We start from the raw sequence: 18223 nt of genomic DNA on the forward strand, positions 1-18223 counted from the left end.
TGAATTGGATGTTATTAGTATTTTATGATTTTTCCACCACGCTTTATTAGAGTTTTTTTAATCGTTACTTCAGCATTATTACTTCGCAATTTTTAGATGAATATTATTTACGTGAATGTATAAAATGGTATAATGTACTAAAGGGAAAAACAAAGTTAAGTTAGAAACTCTATAAAAAGGTATTGCAGCAGTATATAAGGAGGATTAACATGAAAATAAAGGCTTATGCAAAGATAAATATATTGCTTGATATTGTAGGAATAAAGGAAAATGGGTATCATCTTCTTGAAATGATAATGCAAAGTATAGATTTATACGATGTTATAGACATAAATAAGATAGAAAAAGGCATTAAAATAAAATGCAATAAAAGTTACATACCTGTTAACAACAAAAATATAGCATATAAGGCTGCAGAACTTTTTATGAAAACATATGGAATAAATGAAGGCGTCAGTATTAATATTTATAAGAATATACCAACTTCTGCTGGACTTGGTGGGGGAAGTGCTGATGGTGCGGCAGTACTGAAGGCTATGAGAAAAATATTTAATGTAGATATAAGTAATAAAGAGCTTGAAGAACTTGGGGTTAAAATAGGAGCAGATGTTCCATTTTGTGTAAGTGGAGGTACTGCATTATGTGAAGGAATTGGAGAGATTATAACTCCTATGAGTAAATTTCAAAATAAAATATTGGTAGTTGTTAAGCCTAAATTTGGTGTATCGACTAAATGGGTGTACAGTGAATATGACAATCTTAACAGCGTAAAAAAGCCTGAAACTGAAAAAATATTAAATGCAGTAAAGAATGATGATCTTAAATTAGTAAGTTCAAAAATGGCAAATGTACTTGAAGAGGTTACTATAAATAAATATGGGATTATTGATGGAATAAAGAAAGATATGCTTAAGTTTGGTGCGTTAGGAGCCATGATGAGTGGAAGCGGACCGTCTGTATTTGCTTTTTTTGAGGATAGTTTAAGTGCTCAAAGATGTTTTGAAAAGATGAAAGAAAATTATCCAGAAACGTTTATTACAAGGACAATTTAAAATGGTATATTTTTTATGCAGTTTATATAAAGAGGCAGAAGGGATAATCTCTTATTTTCATCTTAAAAAAATTTCAAGCATATCTAGTTTTCAAGAGTTTGAAGGCGATGGTATAAAACTTATAATTAGCGGTACAGGTAAGATTAATGCTGCTTGTGCAGTAGGGTGTATTTTATCACAGAATAACCATGAAAAGAGCGATATATTTATCAATGTAGGAATATGCGGGAGCGATGAGAGAAGTGAAGGAGAAGCTTTTTTCATAAATAAAATAAAGGATGTGGATAGTGGTGAGGAATATTATCCAGATATAATAATAAAACATCCATTTAAAGAGGCATATCTTGAAACACACTCTAAGGTTGTGAAGCATGGAGATATACGTGATTTGTGCGATATGGAGGGAAGTGCTTTCTTTAAAAGTGCATTGAAGTTTATGTATCATCATCAAATAGCTATTATTAAAATAGTATCTGATACAGCAGATAATAAGCTTATAAGCGGAGATTATATAAAAAACATTATTAGTAAAAACTTGGGAAATATAAAGCTTTTTATAGATTGTTACTTAGCATCAATGACTAAAAATCAGTTTTTTAGTGAAAAAGATAAAGCTGTAATGTCATGTATAGATGAAAATTTAAAGCTCACTGAAAGTCAAAATATAGAATTTAGAAAAGCTTACATTGCTTTAAAGCTTAGAGGAGCTTTTGATAAATTTGATTTTCAAAAATTTTTAAATGTGAGGGTGACGGTGAAAAGTGAGTCAAGAAAATATTTTAATGAACTCATATCAGCAATGTGGGAAAGTTAGTCGCTTAAATTCATTTTCTCATATATATGTTGAAAAATCAGCAGTTAATTTTAATGTCACAAGAAATATATTGGACAAGTTTAAAAATAGCACTATAGTGTACATAGAAAATTATAAAGATGTATTTAATAGAGCAAGGCAGGATTATAATATTCAAAAAAGAACTCAAAATTTAATACTTGCTGTTGAGCATAATAATTTTCTATATAAAGGCTCTGATATGTGTGAGGACTTTGGACAAGAAAATTTTTACTATTCATCAAGTATACTTAATTGTGCATATGGTTGTGAATATTGTTATCTTAAAGGAATGTATCAGTCTGGAAATATAGTTATATTTGCAAATATAGATGATTTTATAAATAAAGCCGTTGAAGAAAGTAAAGATAAAAAAGTTTATCTGTGTATATCCTATGATTCAGATTTGTTAGCATTTGAAAATGTAACGGGATTTGTTAGAAGGTGGATAGAAGCAGCAGTGAAAAATAAAAATCTTCTTATAGAAGTAAGAACTAAAAGTACAAATTTTAAAGCTGTAAAAGATATGTGCATACCCAATAATGTTATATTCGCATGGACTATTTTACCTGATGAGGTTATAAAAAAATATGAATTGAAAGTTCCTAGTTTGAATGCAAGGCTTAACAGCATAAAGTTGGCAACTCAAAAAGGAGTTCAAGTTAGGCTTTCAATTGAACCTATAATGAAAATAGCTAACTTTAAAGACGTATATAGAAAATTTGTTGATAATATTTTTACAGCTTTAGATAGCAACAAAATAAGAGATATAAATATAGGTGCCTTTAGGGTTAAAAATGAGCATTTAAAAAGAATGAGAAAACTTGATCCATATTCTAATATATTTGCTCACAGGTTTGTAAAAATAAATGACTATTCAACCTATGAAAATTGTGATGAAATTGAAAAATATGTTGCAAAACTTTTTAAAAATTACGTTGATGAAAGAAAGGTATTTTTATAGCTTTTCTTTCTTTTTTTATAGGAATTAATATTAAGTCTCCTGTCATAGGCGGTTTCGATAATTTATTTTTTGCTATAATAATTTTACAAACCTTTTCACAGGTACATTCCGGAAAAAACTCCTCTGATAGCATACGAATATTGTCGCCTTCTCTCATTTGATATAATATGAATTCGGGGTTTTTAAGAAGCACAACTTCATAGACTTTAATCAAAATATAGAAAAGGGTTGGAAAAAGTAACATAGAAATTGACAATAAGATGTAAGGTATCAATAGTTTTCTTAATTTTATAATTTCAAATATTACGGATACTTCAAAAAGTGTAATTGAAAATATACAAGCTATAACGCTGCTTTTTTCATCCTCAGATTTATTTAAAAATAGTGGTTTTAAGAATTTAATGCTGCATACGTAAGTTTTAATTATATGTATATCGTAATTAAAAAGATTAAATAACAAAAATTTTTTCATTATAAAACCTCCGTTCAATATTAATATTATTGACACAATTAACCTTTTTATAATTACAATGTATAAAAAGATACAAATTGGACAACAATAAAGGTATAAGTATCTATAAGGTGTGGAGGAAAATAAAATGAAAAAAGTATTTTTTATGTTTTTAAGCTTTGTATTATTGTTTTGTGTTTTAAATGAATGTTTTGGTACAAGCATTAATGCATCGGCTGGAACGTATCAAAAGTCAAGTGATGTTCAAAGAGATATTGCAAAAAAATTAATAAGATTTCATGTTCTTGCTAATAGTGATTCTGATAAGGATCAGGAACTAAAAATTAAAGTTAAGGATAAAGTTATAGGATATATGTCTTCTAAGCTTAAGAATTGCAAAAACATTGATGAGGCAAGGAAGGTTCTTATTGAAAATGATGACAACATTAAAAATATTGCAGAAAAGGTTATAAAAGAAAATAATTATAATTATGGTGTTAGGACGGAATTGGCTCAAGTTGAGTTCCCGGTTAAAAGTTATGGTGATGTTATACTTCCAGAGGGGAAGTATGAAGCTTATAGGGTGCTTATTGGCAAAGCAGATGGGCATAATTGGTGGTGCGTTATGTTTCCTCCACTGTGTTTTACAGATATTACAAAAGGCGAGGTTGAAGAGGAAAAGACGCTTAATGAGATGAAAAAGGTTCTTACTAAAAAAGAATTCGATACCATTAATAACTCTAAAAAAGATAATAATATAAAAGTTAAATTTAAAATACTTGAAGAATTAAAATCAATAGCTAAGAAAATAAGTGCAGATATTAATTAAATTTTAAATCTGCACTACAAGCGCTTTCTTTATTTTTTTTTTCGTGTATTAATAATGAAAGTAAGTTATATATATCTCTACCACTTGAAGGCTTTGAAAACTTAGCACAATTGGTTTTCATTGCTTCAAGTATTGAAGGATAAGATATTATATTTCTTATTATTTCCGTACAGTTTGAACCATCTTCAAGGCGTACGGCAAGATTGTGCTTAAGCAAAAAGCTTTCATTCTTTTCTTCTTGTCCCGGTATAGGAGAAAACAATGCTATTGGGATATGGCAAAATAGTGCTTCTGTTATGGTTAAACCGCCTGGTTTAGTAAGCAGCAAATCGCAAGCTTGCATATATTTATTAACATCTTTTGTATATCCAAGTATTCTTGTTTCTATCTTTGCATTTTCCTTTAATTCTATTAGTTTAGAGTAAAGTTTTTTATTATTACCAGCAATCACTATAAGTTGTATATTTATATTTGATACAGAAAGCTGTTCATAAATTGCACTTATTTTTCCCATTCCAAGGCTTCCACCCATTATCATTAAAGTTTTTTTATTTGGATCTAAACCTAATTCTTTGAGAGTAGTACTTCTATCAAATTTTTTCATGAAATCAGGATCAACAGGTATTCCAATATCATGAATACATTCTCTTTTTACTCCTCTTTTAACCATTTCTTCTACCATATCTGAATTTGAAACTATATATGAATCAACTTTAGGTCGTATCCAGAAACTGTGGGGAGCATAGTCTGTAAGCATGCATACCATAGGGATTTCAAGTACTTCTTTAGATTTTAATATAGAAACCATCTCCATTGGGAAAGGATGCGTACAAACAATTATCTCTGGATTAAGTTCTTCAATTTTTGGAAGAAGTTTATATGCTAAAAATTCATTTAATTTATTGCTTAAAGATGCTAAATTATCATCTTTTTCCGTGTAATTGTAAAGCTTACCGAAAAGTGATGGAGAAACTTTTATGGTTTTAAGATAGCCACCAATAATTACTTTGTCTAAAAATGGATTTATATATTTTATAGTATCTAATATGTTAACTTCCGAGTCTGGTTCATACTGCATTATATAGTTTTTTAACGCAAATGCAGCGTGTCTATGACCACCACCAGCTGAAACAGAAAGAATTAAAACTTTCATTATAAAATTCACCCTTTAAATATTAGTCTTTGGATAAAAATAATATTTAATGTTTATCCATACTTATTTTGCTGTACTTCAATTATATATAATATGACATAAATTATAAACACTTTTCCTAATTATTTTAACTTATATAGGTATATTATTTCAATAAAAATGAAAACTATAACTATTATAAGATGTATTGCTTAAGAAATTCAAATTAGTATTAGTGTAATTTATAGCTGATTTTAGGCAGTATATCTATATTAATTTATAGGAGTGAATTGATATGAAGGATAGTACAAAAAGAATTTTATACACTGCAGCTACAGCAATTATAGTTGTTTTTTCGACTACGTTTGCAATCTTAATGACACTTGAAAGAATGGATTATAGAAATTATCTTCAAGCAGAATATAATAAAAATATGTATCAACTTATAAATTCTGTTGAAAATGTGGGGAATAATTTAGCTAAGGTACCTGTGCTTGGTTCGAGGGAACAGGATATAGTGGTTTTTGATGAAATATTTAGATATTCCGCTGTCGCGAATGATAAGCTTCACTCTCTTCCAGTATCGCAAGATAAACTTGGAGCTACAAGTAAATTTCTATCACAGCTTGGGGATTTTTCTTATGTTCTAGGAAATAAAATTTCAAGAGGTGGAGAACTCAGCAATAGTGATGTGGCTCAAGTTGAAAACCTTAAGCTTCAATCATATAATCTTGAGAATCAACTTAAGTCTGTTCAAAATGATATAAATGCTGGAAGGGTAAAATGGGGAGAAATTAGACAAAAAGCTAGTGGCGTTTTAGCATCTACTAGTACACCAAGTGTCTCTGATGAATTTAAAGGAATACAAAAACAGGCAGCGCAATATCCTTCATTGGTTTATGATGGTCCGTTTTCAGATAATAATATGAATGTTAAACCGAGAGTACTTTCACAAAAAAAGGTATCATCAGCCCAGGCTCAAACTGTTATTAAAGAAGCGATTGGTGCTAAACGAATAAAAAGGATAGAAAGAAAAAGTGATGGAAATGGAACAATACCTACATACATGTTTGATGTGTATATGGTTGGAAGAAATAAAGGTACGGAAAAGATAACCTGTGAAGTTAGTCAAAATGGTGGAAAAATGCTGTCTATTATTGATAATAGGGTTGCAGGAAAGGCAACTATGGATATAAACACTGCTTCTCAAATAGGAAGAAAATATCTAAATAAAATAGGATATAAAAATATGTTCCCAACTTATGTGCTTAATTATAATAATGTAGCCGTTATAAGCTACGTAAACAGCACTGACAATATGCTTATATATCCTGATATGATAAAGCTAAAAGTATCCATGGATGATGGAAATGTAGTTGGTCTTGAAGCTGATAAATATCTTAAATCAAATTATAATAGAACTATTCCATCACCAAAAATAACCGAAGCAAAGGCTAGAGAAAGAGTTGGTAAGAGATTAAGCATTAAAAGTGTAAGGACAGCAATAGTTCCTACTGAAACAAATAAAGAGGTTCTATGTTACGAATTCTCCGGAAGCTATAAAGGCGATGATTTTATAGTATATATAAATGCTCAAACCGGCTATGAAACAAGAATTCTCCAAATTAGAAATACCCCAAATGGAAAATTAACAATGTAAACATCTGGGGGTTTGGGCGAAGCCCATGTGATTTGAGAACAATAAAATATTACTTTTTATATTAAAGTGAAAACTTAAAAATTAGTCTTATTAAGCTCTGGGGGTTTGGGCGAAGCCCATGTGATTTGAGAACCCAAAACTAGTCCCCGCTATAATATAATTTTGAATTTATATAAAAATGTACTATGATGTTCAGCTGGCTGAACGAAAAAGCATTTAAATGATGTTATAACCTTAATCTTTGAAATGATAAATAATATGACCACTGTATTAATTTTTTAGTGCAATGGTCACTTATTTATTATAGAAGAATTAGGAGAAGTTAATGATTTTTTTACTATAGAAAATGATTGTAAGACATGGAAGTTACTTAAATCAGTATAGTTAGCTGCATTTTAATATTTTGATCTATAAATAAAATAATTACACAGCTGTATTAGTAATCCTGAAACACATAAAATTAAAAGTATAGAAGTAGAGTTTAGGCTTACTTTGTTACTACTAACTAGAAAACTTAGTACAGCGATAAGTCCCCAAAGTATATCAAAACTTGCACCTTTAGATTTATAGCTTATAAGTTCTTTTCTTTCATCGCTAAATCTTTCACTTGTATTGTTTTTAGATTTTTTTAATAAATATGCGAACAATAAAAAGGATACAAGAGCTATGATAAAACATACCCAATATCCATTTTTCATAGTCAACAAATCAAAAATTCCAATGACCGAAAAAAATAAAGTGAACATAATCGAACTTAGAAATATTGAATCGAGTTCCTTATTATTTTTCATTTAAATCATCCTCCTCATAAATAAAAATATCTTCAATATTCATGTTGAAATATTTTGCGATTTTAAATGCAAGAATAATTGATGGATTGTATCTACCATTTTCAAGTGAACCTATTGTTTGTCTCGATACTTCAAGTGCCTTTGCAAGATCTTCTTGGCTTAGGTTCCTTTGTTTTCGTATTTCTTTAAGCTTGTTTTTCAAATTTTCACCTCTTAGTGGAATTAATATTTATAAAGTGTTTTTTATTTAAGAATTTATAAAAATGGAAAGCTAACTTTACACTTATAGTAGTCCATATAAAGTATAATGTCAAGTAAGCTTTCCGTAAATTTGAGGATATTGGTAACATGTTAATTAAATACATTTTTTTTTATCATTTAAAATAATAGTTTCTAAAATTCAAATAAATCTGGCTGATGTACTAATTTTTTTTAGCATATCAGTTGCTTATTTTTATTGTATTAAATTCAGTTAAGGTTAAAGAATAAGCTGGAAGTTATATATTAGTTATATACAAAATGGTTATAATTTTATATAATAGGATAAATTGGAAATGAAATTTATAATTTATTTACTCAATTATGGCCAAATAAAGAATTGCATAAACAAGCGTTATTGTAAGTATTTGAACGAGGGTTAGCTACAGATACTGATTATTACTTATCTGCAGTTGAAAATGGAAAAGTAATTGAATTTTCAGCATTTTATATCGCAAATAACTTTTGGCAAGAAGGGATTATTGCATATGATTATGGAATGATTGTAGATGAGAAAAATAGAGGACAAGGAATAGGCAAAAGTTTAATTGATAAGGCTTGCCCAATATCCAAAGAATTAGGCTGTAAAAGATTTGAATTAGACTTAGGTTTTCAAAGAGAAGGTGCTCATAAATTCTATGAATCAATTGGATTTGAAAAAAGAGCATACCTTTTTTCAAAGATACTATAGAATATAGGCAAATTTCAATTTTGCTGTAATATCAATGTTATATACAAAGTGGTTAAAATTTAATAGAATATAATAAATTTACAATTGATAAAATAAGCGCCATAAGAAGAAAGGATAAAAGCTATGGAATATGAAATTATACATTTACCAAAAGATAAATGGAAGGGAACTATAATTCCAATAAAGTATAAAACAGATAAATATTATGATGTTATAGTAAATAGAATGGATAAAGGATTTACTATTGAGATAGAAAAGAAAGACTTTATAGAGCCAGTAACTCATACACCAGAAGAATATGATTTTTCAGATAAGTTATATGAAGATCACTGGGAGAAGGCTTATGCTTGGGGAGTTTTAGTTAATGATGAATTAGTTGCTGCAATTGAAACTGATCAAGAAGTATGGTCTAATCGTTTAAGAATTACAGAACTTTGGGTGGCAGAAAAATATCAAAAGCAAGGAATAGGTCATGCATTAATTAAAATGGCAAAGGAACAAGCAAGAAGGGAACGTCGTCGTGCTATTATGCTAGAAACACAATCTTGTAACGTTAATGCAGTAGATTTTTATCAGCATGAAGGCTTTAGCTTAATTGGTATGGATACTTGCTGCTACAGTAATGATGATTTACAAAGAAAAGAAGTAAGGTTAGAATTTGGATGGTTTCCAGAAAAAAAGAAAAGATTAAATGATGAAGAAATAGAAGTTAGAATGGAAACAACGGAGGATTGGTATAATGTAGAGTTAATGGTACAGCATGCATTTTGGAATAAGCATCATCTTGGATGTGATGAACATTACCTTGTACATAAATTACGTCAAGATAAAGACTATCTTCCAGAGCTAAGCAGAATAGCAGTGAAGGATGGAGAGGTAATAGGATGTATAATGTATTCAAAAGCACAAGTTGCTGATGGGACAGATATACATAAAATTATAACCTTTGGACCTCTTTGTGTAGCTCCTAAATGGCAGGGATGCGGAGTTGGTGAACTGTTATTAAGAAAAACGATGAAGTTAGCTGTAAATAAAGGGTATAAAGGAATTGTGATTTTTGGAGAACCAGATTATTATCCTAGAATAGGATTTAAAACATGTGATAATTTTAATATTACAACTGCTGATGGTAAAAACTTTGATGCATTTATGGGATTTGAATTAGCAAAGGGTAGTATGAAACACATAAAAGGAAAATTTTTTGAATCCCAAGTTTTTGATAATCTTTCGGAGAAAGAAGTGGAACATTATAATAAAAAGTTTCCTCAACTACAAAAATTAAGATTCCCAGGACAATGGAATTAAAAGTAAAAATTACAATTTGCTTACTGACTCGTGGTCAAATAAAGAATAACATTAGAATTTATATGTTGTTTTAAATAGGCAATAAGTTTATTGCAGATCATATAAAGGGGGAGATGATTACATGGGTATTCATCAATTTAATATAAATTCTTTATCAGATGATGAATTTGTAAATGGAGAAGTTAAATATATTGTGAAAAAAAATCAATGTAGATTATTAGATGGAAGAAGAACTCCAGGATATATAGAGGATTATTTTGAAGATACAGCAATGTTTAGATGGAGAATTATTGATTTTGAGGATAAAGGAAATTACTGGGACTTACCTGTTGAAGATATAAAGTCATTTCAAATTTTAAAGAATTCTGAAGAGCTAGATATGGAAGCTGTAGATAGAATAACTGAAAAAATTAATTTTTTTAATAAATCAATAGTTATACAAGCAGATATAATAAAAAAAGAAATGGTAGAAGAAAAGATAAATATTGTTGAAAGAAATATTCTTAATTGGTTTAAAGATAATTCAAATAAATTATTAATTGAACAAGCTATGAATTTAAATTCCGAGGAGGGAAATAAGGAGCTTATCAAAGATATAAAACGATATATGAAGTCAATAGAAATGGATTGCATAGAAGAAAAGACATCAAGTGAAATTGTATTAAATCCAAACTCAGAATGGCTTAAAGGAATAAAGATAATTCTCGCTAAATTAGGAATTGTGAACTATAAAAATAAGATATTAAGAGATGAAAAAATATTTGATAATATGGGTGGAGAGAAAAGGATAATAGAATATATAATTAATCGTATTGCGTATGTACGATCCTACTTTAAGATGTTAAATATTGATGAGGTAATATTATATAGGGGAATGTCTACTGAGCGTGAATGGATAAATTGCTATGAAAAATCTCTTACATCATGGACATTTAGTTTAGAGGTAGCTCTATCCTTTGCTGATTTAGATAAAAATAATAAATATAAAAATGGGTATGTGATTAAAAGGACAGTACCTATTGAAAATATATTTATGACATATTTGGAAACGGAGTCAATGAACAAGCAATACAAAGAATGTGAAGCAATTCTTTTCTTTGATAATGAAAAAGGATACTACTAAATATTGTATTCAGATAGTTTCTTTCTTGCTATTTAAAATAACAGTTGCTAAAATTGAAATAAATAACTAAACTATAACGTATAAGATAAATTTAAAGGAGCGATAACATGAAAAAGAAAATAGCTATATTATTTGGTGGACAATCAACAGAACATGAAGTTTCAAGAGTATCAGCAGCATCCGTTTTAAGAAATATTGATCCCACCAAATATGAAGTATATCCAATAGGGATAACTAAAAAAGGCGAATGGTTTGAATATAGTGGAAGTATAGATGATATAGAAAATGGTAAGTGGGAGAATAATGAGTTTTATAAAAGCCCAAAGGCACAGGATGTGTTATTTAATAAAGAAGTAGATGTTGTTTTTCCTGTATTACATGGGCTTTTTGGAGAGGATGGAACTGTTCAAGGTCTGTGTAAACTTGCTGGAGTGCCATGTGTAGGACCTGGAGTATTGTCTTCATCAATAGGTATGGACAAGGTTTATACTAAGTATGTACTTGAGCATTTTAATATAAAACAGGCTGATTATGTAATTGTAAATTTAAGCGAATATAAAAAGCAAAAAGAAGAGATAATAAAAAATATTGAAAAAAAATTAAGTTATGCTGTGTTTATAAAACCATCTAATAGTGGATCATCTGTTGGTATAACAAAAGCTCATAACAGAGAAGAATTAGAAAAAGGATTAGAAGAAGCACTTAAATATGATAGAAAGGTTCTTGTAGAAAATGCAATTAATGCAAGAGAAGTTGAAGTTGCAGTTCTTGGAAATGATGAGCCTAAAGCGTCTATTCCAGGTGAAATATTACCTGCCAAGGAATTTTATGATTATGAAGCAAAATATCAAAATGCAGCATCCAGACTTTTAATTCCTGCAAATTTAAGTGATGATAAGCTTGAAGAGGTTAGAAAAACTGCGGTAGAAGTGTATAAGGCTCTTGATTGTGCAGGAATGGCAAGAGTTGATTTTCTTGTTGATAAGGATACTTTAGATATATATCTTAACGAAATAAATACTATTCCAGGTTTCACAAGTATAAGTATGTATCCTAAATTATGGGAAGCTACCAATAAAGGATATAAAGATTTAATAAATGAACTTATAGAACTTGCTATTGAAAGAAATAATGCTTAAGGAGATATTAGCATATGGCAAAAAAGGCAATAATAAGTGTTTTTAGTGGAGAAAATGAAAATAATGACGAGCCCATATCTGTAACAACTCCAGGAGAATTTTATAAGAGAAATGATTGTTACTATGCTGTTTATAAAGAGACAGAAATATCTGGCATGGAAGGTACTACAACTACGCTTAAAATAAAACCAGATAAGTTTTCTATTTTAAGAATGGGCACTACATCAACTAAAATGGAATTTCAAAAAGATAAGAAAACTTTTTCGCTATATGATACTCCTTATGGAACATTAGAACTTGAGATAAACACAAAACAATTGCAAATAGACATAAATGATGAAGGCGGTAAAGTTTCTGTTAAGTATGAGCTTAATATATCAAAGCAAAGTAAGCAATTAACTAATCTTCAAATAGAAATTAAAGTAATCTAATTTTTGTAATTGATGTTTATAAATTGTTATCGTGCGAAAACTTAAGTTATACATGTTTCAAAATGCTATGTTTAGGGTATTATGAGATATGCATAATTTAATAGTTGATTCGGTACCTTATGCTATGTTCAAATGGAGTAATGGTAGTTAAACTTTAAAAATACCATTACTCCATTGTTTTGATTGCTAAAATTTTGTCAATAATCATAATAAATGGTTTGTTGGTAATAAAAATATCCAATTATTGTGGTGGAGTGATTTAAATGATTAAAAGAAGATATGACAAAATAATAGAACTAATGTGTGAATATAAAGGAATAAGTAGAAAAGAACTATGCAAACTATTAAAAGATAAAAATTGCAAATATATGCTTTTTCTCCTCCTAAGAAAATATGGAGTTGGGTATGAATTCATAAAAAAGGATATGCCCACATTTAGTAAAAGAACTATAAATTGCAACTTCAAAAGAGCTGAAAAGATGTTTTTGATAAACAAGGAATTTAGAGATATGTACTTTGAATTTGAAGATGAGATTGAAAAAATTTAATATATAAAAAATAAAATAGTAGAAAAAAGTATATTTATGTGTTAAAATAATATGTATGTGCTGAAAGGCAATAAGAAACCTATCATACATGATAGGGTAATTTCTATTATATGCCCTCAAGGCAATATTGTCAATACAAAAACGAAAAAATACTTAAATTTTTAGAAAATTTTAAATATAAATTATATGGGAGGTAATTTAATGAAAACAAAGTATATATTTGTAACTGGAGGAGTTGTATCATCTCTTGGAAAAGGAATTACAGCAGCTTCTCTTGGAAGGTTGCTTAAAAATAGAGGACTTAAGGTATCTATCCAAAAGTTTGATCCTTATATAAATGTGGATCCAGGAACTATGAGCCCTTATCAACATGGTGAAGTATTTGTAACTGATGATGGTGCAGAAACTGATTTGGATCTTGGACATTATGAAAGATTTATAGATGAAAACTTAAGCAAGAATAGCAATGTAACTACTGGAAAAGTATATTGGTCAGTTCTTACAAAAGAGAGAAGAGGAGATTTTCTTGGAGGTACTGTTCAAGTAATCCCTCATATAACTAATGAATTAAAAGATAGAGTATATAGAGTTGCTAAAGAAAAAGATGTTGATGTTGTTATAACTGAAATTGGAGGAACTGTAGGAGATATAGAATCACTTCCTTTTCTTGAAGCTATAAGACAGATCAAAGGTGAAGTTGGATCGGAAAATACATGTTACATCCACGTTACATTGGTTCCTTATTTACACAAAGCAGGTGAACTTAAAACAAAACCAACTCAACATTCAGTAAAAGAGCTTAGAAGTATAGGAATCCAACCTGATATTATAGTTTGTCGTTCTGAAAAGGAACTTTCAAAAGATTTAAGAAACAAAATAGGGCTTTTCTGTAATGTAGACGGAAATTCTGTAATACAAAATCTTGATGCAGAGAATTTATATGAAGTGCCATTAATGATGCATGAAGAGGGATTAGATAGCATTGTATGTGAAAAATTAAGCTTAAAATGCAAGGATGCTGATAATTCTGAGTGGATAAAGATGGTTGAAAACTTAAAAAGTTTATCAAAAGAAGTTACCATAGCACTTGTTGGAAAATATGTTGAACTTCACGATGCATATATATCTGTTGTTGAAGCTTTAAATCACGGTGGATATGCTAATAATGCCTCAATAAACATAAAATGGGTGAATTCGGTTGATGTTACAAGAGAAAACGTTAATGAAATATTAGACGGAGTAGATGGAGTTCTTGTGCCAGGAGGATTTGGAGATAGAGGAATAGAAGGAAAGATAGAAGCTACAAAATGGGCAAGAGAGAATAAAGTTCCTTTCTTTGGAATATGTCTTGGAATGCAGTGTGCGGTAATAGAATTTGCTAGAGATGTACTTGGATATGAAGGAGCACATAGTTCGGAAATAAATCCTGAGACAAAATATCCTGTAATTGATTTAATGCCAGAACAAAAGGATATAGATGATAAGGGCGGTACTATGAGACTTGGTTTATATGCATGTAAGCTTTATAATGAAACTAATGCTTCAAAAGCTTATAATGAGCAAGTAATATATGAGAGACACAGACATAGGTATGAATTTAATAATGAGTATAGAAAGAATATTGTTGAAAAGGGAATGATTCTTGCGGGAACAAGTCCAGATGAGAGATTAGTTGAAATAGTAGAAGTGAAAGATCATCCTTGGTTTGTTGGTGTTCAATTCCATCCTGAATTTAAATCAAGACCTAATAGACCACATCCTCTTTTTAGAGATTTTATAAAAGCAGCTTGTGATTATGAAGAAAAATAATATGTTCAATATGCAGGGACAACTACCCTGTATATTTTTTTGAGTGATTTGAAAAATGTATTTAAAATAGAAAAGTATTAAAGGATTTTTAGAGTGGATATAGAATATTACTTTATTAAGTTATTAACTTTATACTTTAAGAAAAGTATGGAGGTGAAAGTATGATATTGGATACTTCGCTCAGTATAGCTTTAAAGGATGAGCTTGGAAGATATAACATCGGAAATATAAATCTTTTTAAAATTGAAGAAGCTAATAATATTTTTAAACTTATGAAAATAAAATTAAAAAATAAAAATACAGTAATGGTAAGTTTAAAGTGCCCGTTATGCGAAAAATGGCACAGCTTTAACTATTGCATTAATGATATGATAAATCAAGAGTTAATTGTATGTGGGTGTAAGACGCTTGGTACACCAGTACTGTTTATTGGTGAAAATGACAGAGTAAGTGATAGGGTAAAGCAGTATAATAGGGTGATTAAGGAAACTTATGCTATTTTCTAATGCCACTTTTAATGCGGTGATTTTTAAAAATACTTGATTTTTCAGCATTTTAAGTTTAATATATATAAATATGGTTTAAAATATTATTTAAAAAACATTTTAAGTACGTACATTTAGTAGTTTTGAATTTTAAATGTAGTTTCGATTATCTCTTTTCTAAAAAATTCTAAAATACTTTTAAATATTATTTTTGTTGAAAATCTGATTTGACTTCATAAAATTCTCATTTTACAAGTTAAAAATTAAAATTAGTATTTGCGGAGGTGTTGACTTTTTGATTAATGATGAGTTAGAAAGTATGACTCTTGTTGTTTTAAAAGAAATTGCAAAAAAACTGGAAATTAAGAACGCTTACAAGTACAAAAAGAGTGAGCTGATTAATTTAATAAAAGAAAAAAGAAGTATAAGCATACAAAAAGATGGTGTCATATTAAGAGAGAAAATAAGTCCTAAAAAAAATATGGTAGTTGAGGAAAAAGATAGAGAAGAAAATATAAATAATGATGAGAAATCAAATTTACAAAAAAATGAAGTGAAAGCTAATTCTAAAAATAATGTTTCTAGAGAAGAGAAAAATGAGAAATTCAAAGAGATGGTTGATGAGTCAGATTCTGCAAAGGGAGTTTTAGAGCTTGTTGAAAATAACAACTTTGGATTTTTGAGAGGAAAAAATTATCTAACTAGCCAAGATGATATATATGTTTCTCCATCACAAATAAGAAGATTTAATTTAAAAACTGGAGATGAAGTTCAGGGAAAGGTTAGAATTCCGAAAGAAGGAGAAAAATTTAAAGCACTTTTGTATGTTCAAAAAGTAAACGGTGAAAATCCGGAAAAAGCCGTAGGAAGAACTCCATTTGAAAAATTGACACCAATTTATCCTAATAGTAGATTGATACTCGAAAAAAACAGTAATGAGTTATCAACTAGATTGATGGATTTAATATGCCCTATAGGTAAAGGACAAAGAGGAATTATTGTAGCTCCACCTAAAGCAGGAAAAACCACATTGCTAAAAACGGTTGCACAGAGTTTAACTGCTAATCATAAGGAAATAAAACTTATAGTTGTTCTAATAGATGAAAGACCAGAAGAAGTAACAGATATGCAGAGAAGTATAAATGGAGAGGTAATATATTCTACATTTGATGAGGAACCTGAACATCACACTAAAGTTGCATATATGGTTTTGGAAAGAGCTAAGAGAATGGTAGAACAAGGTCAGGATGTTGTTATACTTATGGATAGTATAACAAGACTTGCGAGAGCGTATAATCTTACAATTACCCCAACGGGTAGAACTTTGTCAGGAGGATTAGATCCTGGAGCTCTTATAATGCCAAAGAAATTTTTTGGCGCAGCAAGGAATATAGAAGAAGGAGGAAGCCTTACTATACTTGCTACAGCACTTGTTGATACAGGCAGCAGGATGGATGACATGATATTTGAGGAATTTAAAGGAACGGGAAATATGGAGGTTCATCTTGATAGAAAACTTCAAGAGAGAAGAATATTCCCTGCGGTAGACATATATAAGTCAGGAACTAGAAAAGAAAATGAACTTCTTTCACCAGAGGAATTAGAAGCTGAATTTAAGGTTAGAAAGATATTGTATAATGAGAATAACGTTCAGGAAATTACTGAAAGGCTTATTAATATGCTTAACGAAACAAAAAATAATAAGGAACTTGTAGGGTTCATTAATAAGGGTAAACTTTCTAAATAAAATCTATGATATAAAATAAAGCTAAAGAATAAAATTAATATTGGAAATAATTGTATGAGAGCGTATATGAATTTGAATAAAACAAGTTCGTGTATGCTTTTTTATGCGATTGTAAAAAGTAATTGAAGTATTATTTTTGTAAATATAGTATATGACATATATAAAGAAGTAAGAGATGAACCTACTGATATCAATTTGATAAGGCTGATAAGCTATGAAAGGATATGAAAGTTTAGGAAGTTAAAGATGTTTTTTAAAACGAAAAAGGAAAGGACTTCTTGCCCTTTCCATTGTTAATAATTAAAAAATTATTTATCTGCTGGTAAATTGTATTTCTTTCTGAATTTTTCAACTCTACCACCAACATCAACAATTTTTTGATGACCTGTATAAAATGGATGGCATTTTGAACAAATATCTACTTTAAGTTCTTTTTTAGTAGAACCTGTAGTAAAGGTATTTCCGCATGCACATGTTACAACAGCATCTTCATGGTATTCTGGTTGTATTTCTTTTTGCATTATATTCACCTCTCTCAAATATCCACAGTATTAACTACGCCATTATATCATAATTAAACAATTTTAGTCAATAAATTAGCTATAAAATTTATAGCGAAGGAATAATGTTTTGTCTCATACACATATGCGGGGTTTGGGCGTAAGTCCATTATCCTTCTAGAATAAGATAAAAGCATTTTCAATAATAAATTCTATAAATCTAAGGTGAAAAAATTCCTCCGTACCTACGGAATTTTAGATGTAAACTCGTGCAATCCACTATATAAATTTTTATAATTTATTTTATAGGGCTGTCGCACCAAATATATTAAGTTATAATTTGTAAAAATTGTGAAGCAATAACTAATTTTTTTCGCCTAAAAAGAAGGCGAAAAAGCTAAGACCAGCTAGTAATAGTCAATAGTTTAAAGAAAAAAAGTTAGAAATATTTTTAAAATAAAAAAGTGTATAGCAAA

Annotated in this window: 18 protein-coding genes and 1 pseudogene; 14 read left to right on the top strand and 5 right to left on the bottom strand. The window is 29.2% G+C overall.

The genetic code is table 11. The annotated features are described in order from the left end of the window. The first annotated feature begins 209 nt into the window (after positions 1 to 209). The 3 genes from ispE to LQK79_RS08465 are packed head-to-tail and all read left to right on the top strand — an operon-like array spanning position 210 to position 2848. Positions 210 to 1052, top strand: a complete 843-nt coding sequence (ispE, locus tag LQK79_RS08455; protein ID WP_231016205.1) for a 4-(cytidine 5'-diphospho)-2-C-methyl-D-erythritol kinase — start codon at positions 210 to 212, stop codon at positions 1050 to 1052. Between the two features lies 1 nt (position 1053). Next, entirely contained in the window at positions 1054 to 1866 is an 813-nt protein-coding gene (locus LQK79_RS08460) for a 5'-methylthioadenosine/S-adenosylhomocysteine nucleosidase family protein (protein WP_053241858.1), read from the top strand. After that, on the top strand, positions 1814 to 2848 hold the full coding sequence (locus LQK79_RS08465) for an SPL family radical SAM protein (protein ID WP_231016206.1): 1035 nt from the start codon (positions 1814 to 1816) through the stop codon (positions 2846 to 2848). The genes LQK79_RS08460 and LQK79_RS08465 overlap by 53 nt, the downstream gene beginning before the upstream one ends. Here the strand turns inward: LQK79_RS08465 and LQK79_RS08470 are convergent. Then, positions 2811 to 3320, bottom strand: coding sequence for a hypothetical protein (locus LQK79_RS08470; RefSeq protein ID WP_053241857.1), 510 nt, complete (start codon positions 3318 to 3320; stop codon positions 2811 to 2813). The two genes, LQK79_RS08465 and LQK79_RS08470, sit on opposite strands and share 38 nt — an antisense overlap. 127 nt (positions 3321 to 3447) lie before the next feature. Between LQK79_RS08470 and spoIIR the strand changes: the two genes are divergently transcribed. Continuing rightward, positions 3448 to 4128, top strand: coding sequence for a stage II sporulation protein R (gene spoIIR, locus LQK79_RS08475; RefSeq protein ID WP_053241856.1), 681 nt, complete (start codon positions 3448 to 3450; stop codon positions 4126 to 4128). Here spoIIR and LQK79_RS08480 read toward each other — a convergent pair. Beyond that, positions 4121 to 5281: an MGDG synthase family glycosyltransferase gene (locus LQK79_RS08480; RefSeq protein WP_231016207.1), complete on the bottom strand. Its 1161-nt coding sequence runs from the start codon at positions 5279 to 5281 to the stop codon at positions 4121 to 4123. The genes spoIIR and LQK79_RS08480 overlap by 8 nt on opposite strands. A 274-nt stretch (positions 5282 to 5555) precedes the next feature. Between LQK79_RS08480 and ypeB the strand changes: the two genes are divergently transcribed. After that, positions 5556 to 6920, top strand: coding sequence for a germination protein YpeB (ypeB, locus tag LQK79_RS08485; protein WP_053241854.1), 1365 nt, complete (start codon positions 5556 to 5558; stop codon positions 6918 to 6920). Positions 6921 to 7315: 395 nt separating this feature from the next. On the opposite strand, the gene LQK79_RS08490 is transcribed toward ypeB, so the two are convergent. Further along, positions 7316 to 7711 carry a DUF2178 domain-containing protein gene (locus tag LQK79_RS08490; RefSeq protein ID WP_053241853.1) on the bottom strand — a complete coding sequence of 132 codons (396 nt, stop codon included), beginning with the start codon at positions 7709 to 7711 and terminating at the stop codon, positions 7316 to 7318. Further along, the gene (locus LQK79_RS08495) at positions 7701 to 7913 is read right to left on the bottom strand and encodes a helix-turn-helix transcriptional regulator (protein WP_053241852.1); all 213 of its coding nucleotides are present in this window, start codon (positions 7911 to 7913) and stop codon (positions 7701 to 7703) included. Before LQK79_RS08495 ends, LQK79_RS08490 begins: the two co-directional genes overlap by 11 nt. 456 nt (positions 7914 to 8369) lie before the next feature. Between LQK79_RS08495 and LQK79_RS08500 the strand changes: the two are divergent. The 9 genes and pseudogenes from LQK79_RS08500 to rho form a co-directional block, all read left to right on the top strand. Further along, positions 8370 to 8660, top strand: a pseudogene (locus tag LQK79_RS08500) (GNAT family N-acetyltransferase); the annotation flags it as partial. A gap of 123 nt (positions 8661 to 8783) precedes the next feature. Next, a complete protein-coding gene (locus LQK79_RS08505) occupies positions 8784 to 9965 on the top strand; it encodes a GNAT family N-acetyltransferase (RefSeq protein WP_231016208.1) in 1182 nt (393 codons plus the stop codon). Between the two features lie 121 nt (positions 9966 to 10086). Continuing rightward, positions 10087 to 11088 carry a hypothetical protein gene (locus LQK79_RS08510; protein ID WP_231016209.1) on the top strand — a complete coding sequence of 334 codons (1002 nt, stop codon included), beginning with the start codon at positions 10087 to 10089 and terminating at the stop codon, positions 11086 to 11088. A 107-nt stretch (positions 11089 to 11195) separates the two neighbouring features. Continuing rightward, positions 11196 to 12227 carry a D-alanine--D-alanine ligase family protein gene (locus LQK79_RS08515; protein WP_231016210.1) on the top strand — a complete coding sequence of 344 codons (1032 nt, stop codon included), beginning with the start codon at positions 11196 to 11198 and terminating at the stop codon, positions 12225 to 12227. Positions 12228 to 12241: 14 nt separating this feature from the next. Then, entirely contained in the window at positions 12242 to 12658 is a 417-nt protein-coding gene (locus LQK79_RS08520; protein WP_053241849.1) for a DUF1934 domain-containing protein, read from the top strand. A gap of 263 nt (positions 12659 to 12921) precedes the next feature. Beyond that, positions 12922 to 13206 (top strand): hypothetical protein, encoded by a 285-nt coding sequence (locus LQK79_RS08525; RefSeq protein ID WP_053241848.1) that lies wholly within the window; start codon positions 12922 to 12924, stop codon positions 13204 to 13206. Between the two features lie 201 nt (positions 13207 to 13407). Then, positions 13408 to 15015 (top strand): CTP synthase, encoded by a 1608-nt coding sequence (locus LQK79_RS08530; protein ID WP_231016211.1) that lies wholly within the window; start codon positions 13408 to 13410, stop codon positions 15013 to 15015. Positions 15016 to 15176: 161 nt separating this feature from the next. Next, positions 15177 to 15521, top strand: a complete 345-nt coding sequence (locus LQK79_RS08535; RefSeq protein WP_053241847.1) for a hypothetical protein — start codon at positions 15177 to 15179, stop codon at positions 15519 to 15521. Between the two features lie 274 nt (positions 15522 to 15795). Next, positions 15796 to 17247 carry a transcription termination factor Rho gene (gene rho, locus LQK79_RS08540; protein ID WP_231016212.1) on the top strand — a complete coding sequence of 484 codons (1452 nt, stop codon included), beginning with the start codon at positions 15796 to 15798 and terminating at the stop codon, positions 17245 to 17247. 308 nt (positions 17248 to 17555) lie between these two features. Here rho and rpmE read toward each other — a convergent pair whose 3' ends face one another. Continuing rightward, on the bottom strand, positions 17556 to 17768 hold the full coding sequence (gene rpmE / locus LQK79_RS08545) for a 50S ribosomal protein L31 (RefSeq protein ID WP_053241846.1): 213 nt from the start codon (positions 17766 to 17768) through the stop codon (positions 17556 to 17558). Between the last annotated feature and the right edge of the window lie 455 nt (positions 17769 to 18223).

The organism is Clostridium guangxiense (assembly GCF_021043395.1).
GTDB classification, from domain to species: Bacteria; Bacillota; Clostridia; order Clostridiales; family Clostridiaceae; genus Clostridium_S; species Clostridium_S guangxiense.

Excerpts from the sequence above, each read along its gene's own strand:
- LQK79_RS08460 (WP_053241858.1), top strand. The coding sequence starts at position 1,054 with ATGGTATATTTTTTATGCAGTTTATATAAAGAGGCAGAAGGGATAATC.
- LQK79_RS08510 (WP_231016209.1), top strand. The coding sequence starts at position 10,087 with ATGGGTATTCATCAATTTAATATAAATTCTTTATCAGATGATGAATTT.
- ispE (WP_231016205.1), top strand. The coding sequence starts at position 210 with ATGAAAATAAAGGCTTATGCAAAGATAAATATATTGCTTGATATTGTA.
- rpmE (WP_053241846.1), bottom strand. The coding sequence starts at position 17,768 with ATGCAAAAAGAAATACAACCAGAATACCATGAAGATGCTGTTGTAACA.
- LQK79_RS08525 (WP_053241848.1), top strand. The coding sequence starts at position 12,922 with ATGATTAAAAGAAGATATGACAAAATAATAGAACTAATGTGTGAATAT.
- LQK79_RS08520 (WP_053241849.1), top strand. The coding sequence starts at position 12,242 with ATGGCAAAAAAGGCAATAATAAGTGTTTTTAGTGGAGAAAATGAAAAT.
- LQK79_RS08480 (WP_231016207.1), bottom strand. The coding sequence starts at position 5,281 with ATGAAAGTTTTAATTCTTTCTGTTTCAGCTGGTGGTGGTCATAGACAC.
- spoIIR (WP_053241856.1), top strand. The coding sequence starts at position 3,448 with ATGAAAAAAGTATTTTTTATGTTTTTAAGCTTTGTATTATTGTTTTGT.
- LQK79_RS08515 (WP_231016210.1), top strand. The coding sequence starts at position 11,196 with ATGAAAAAGAAAATAGCTATATTATTTGGTGGACAATCAACAGAACAT.
- LQK79_RS08490 (WP_053241853.1), bottom strand. The coding sequence starts at position 7,711 with ATGAAAAATAATAAGGAACTCGATTCAATATTTCTAAGTTCGATTATG.
- LQK79_RS08470 (WP_053241857.1), bottom strand. The coding sequence starts at position 3,320 with ATGAAAAAATTTTTGTTATTTAATCTTTTTAATTACGATATACATATA.
- LQK79_RS08530 (WP_231016211.1), top strand. The coding sequence starts at position 13,408 with ATGAAAACAAAGTATATATTTGTAACTGGAGGAGTTGTATCATCTCTT.
- ypeB (WP_053241854.1), top strand. The coding sequence starts at position 5,556 with ATGAAGGATAGTACAAAAAGAATTTTATACACTGCAGCTACAGCAATT.
- LQK79_RS08535 (WP_053241847.1), top strand. The coding sequence starts at position 15,177 with ATGATATTGGATACTTCGCTCAGTATAGCTTTAAAGGATGAGCTTGGA.
- LQK79_RS08505 (WP_231016208.1), top strand. The coding sequence starts at position 8,784 with ATGGAATATGAAATTATACATTTACCAAAAGATAAATGGAAGGGAACT.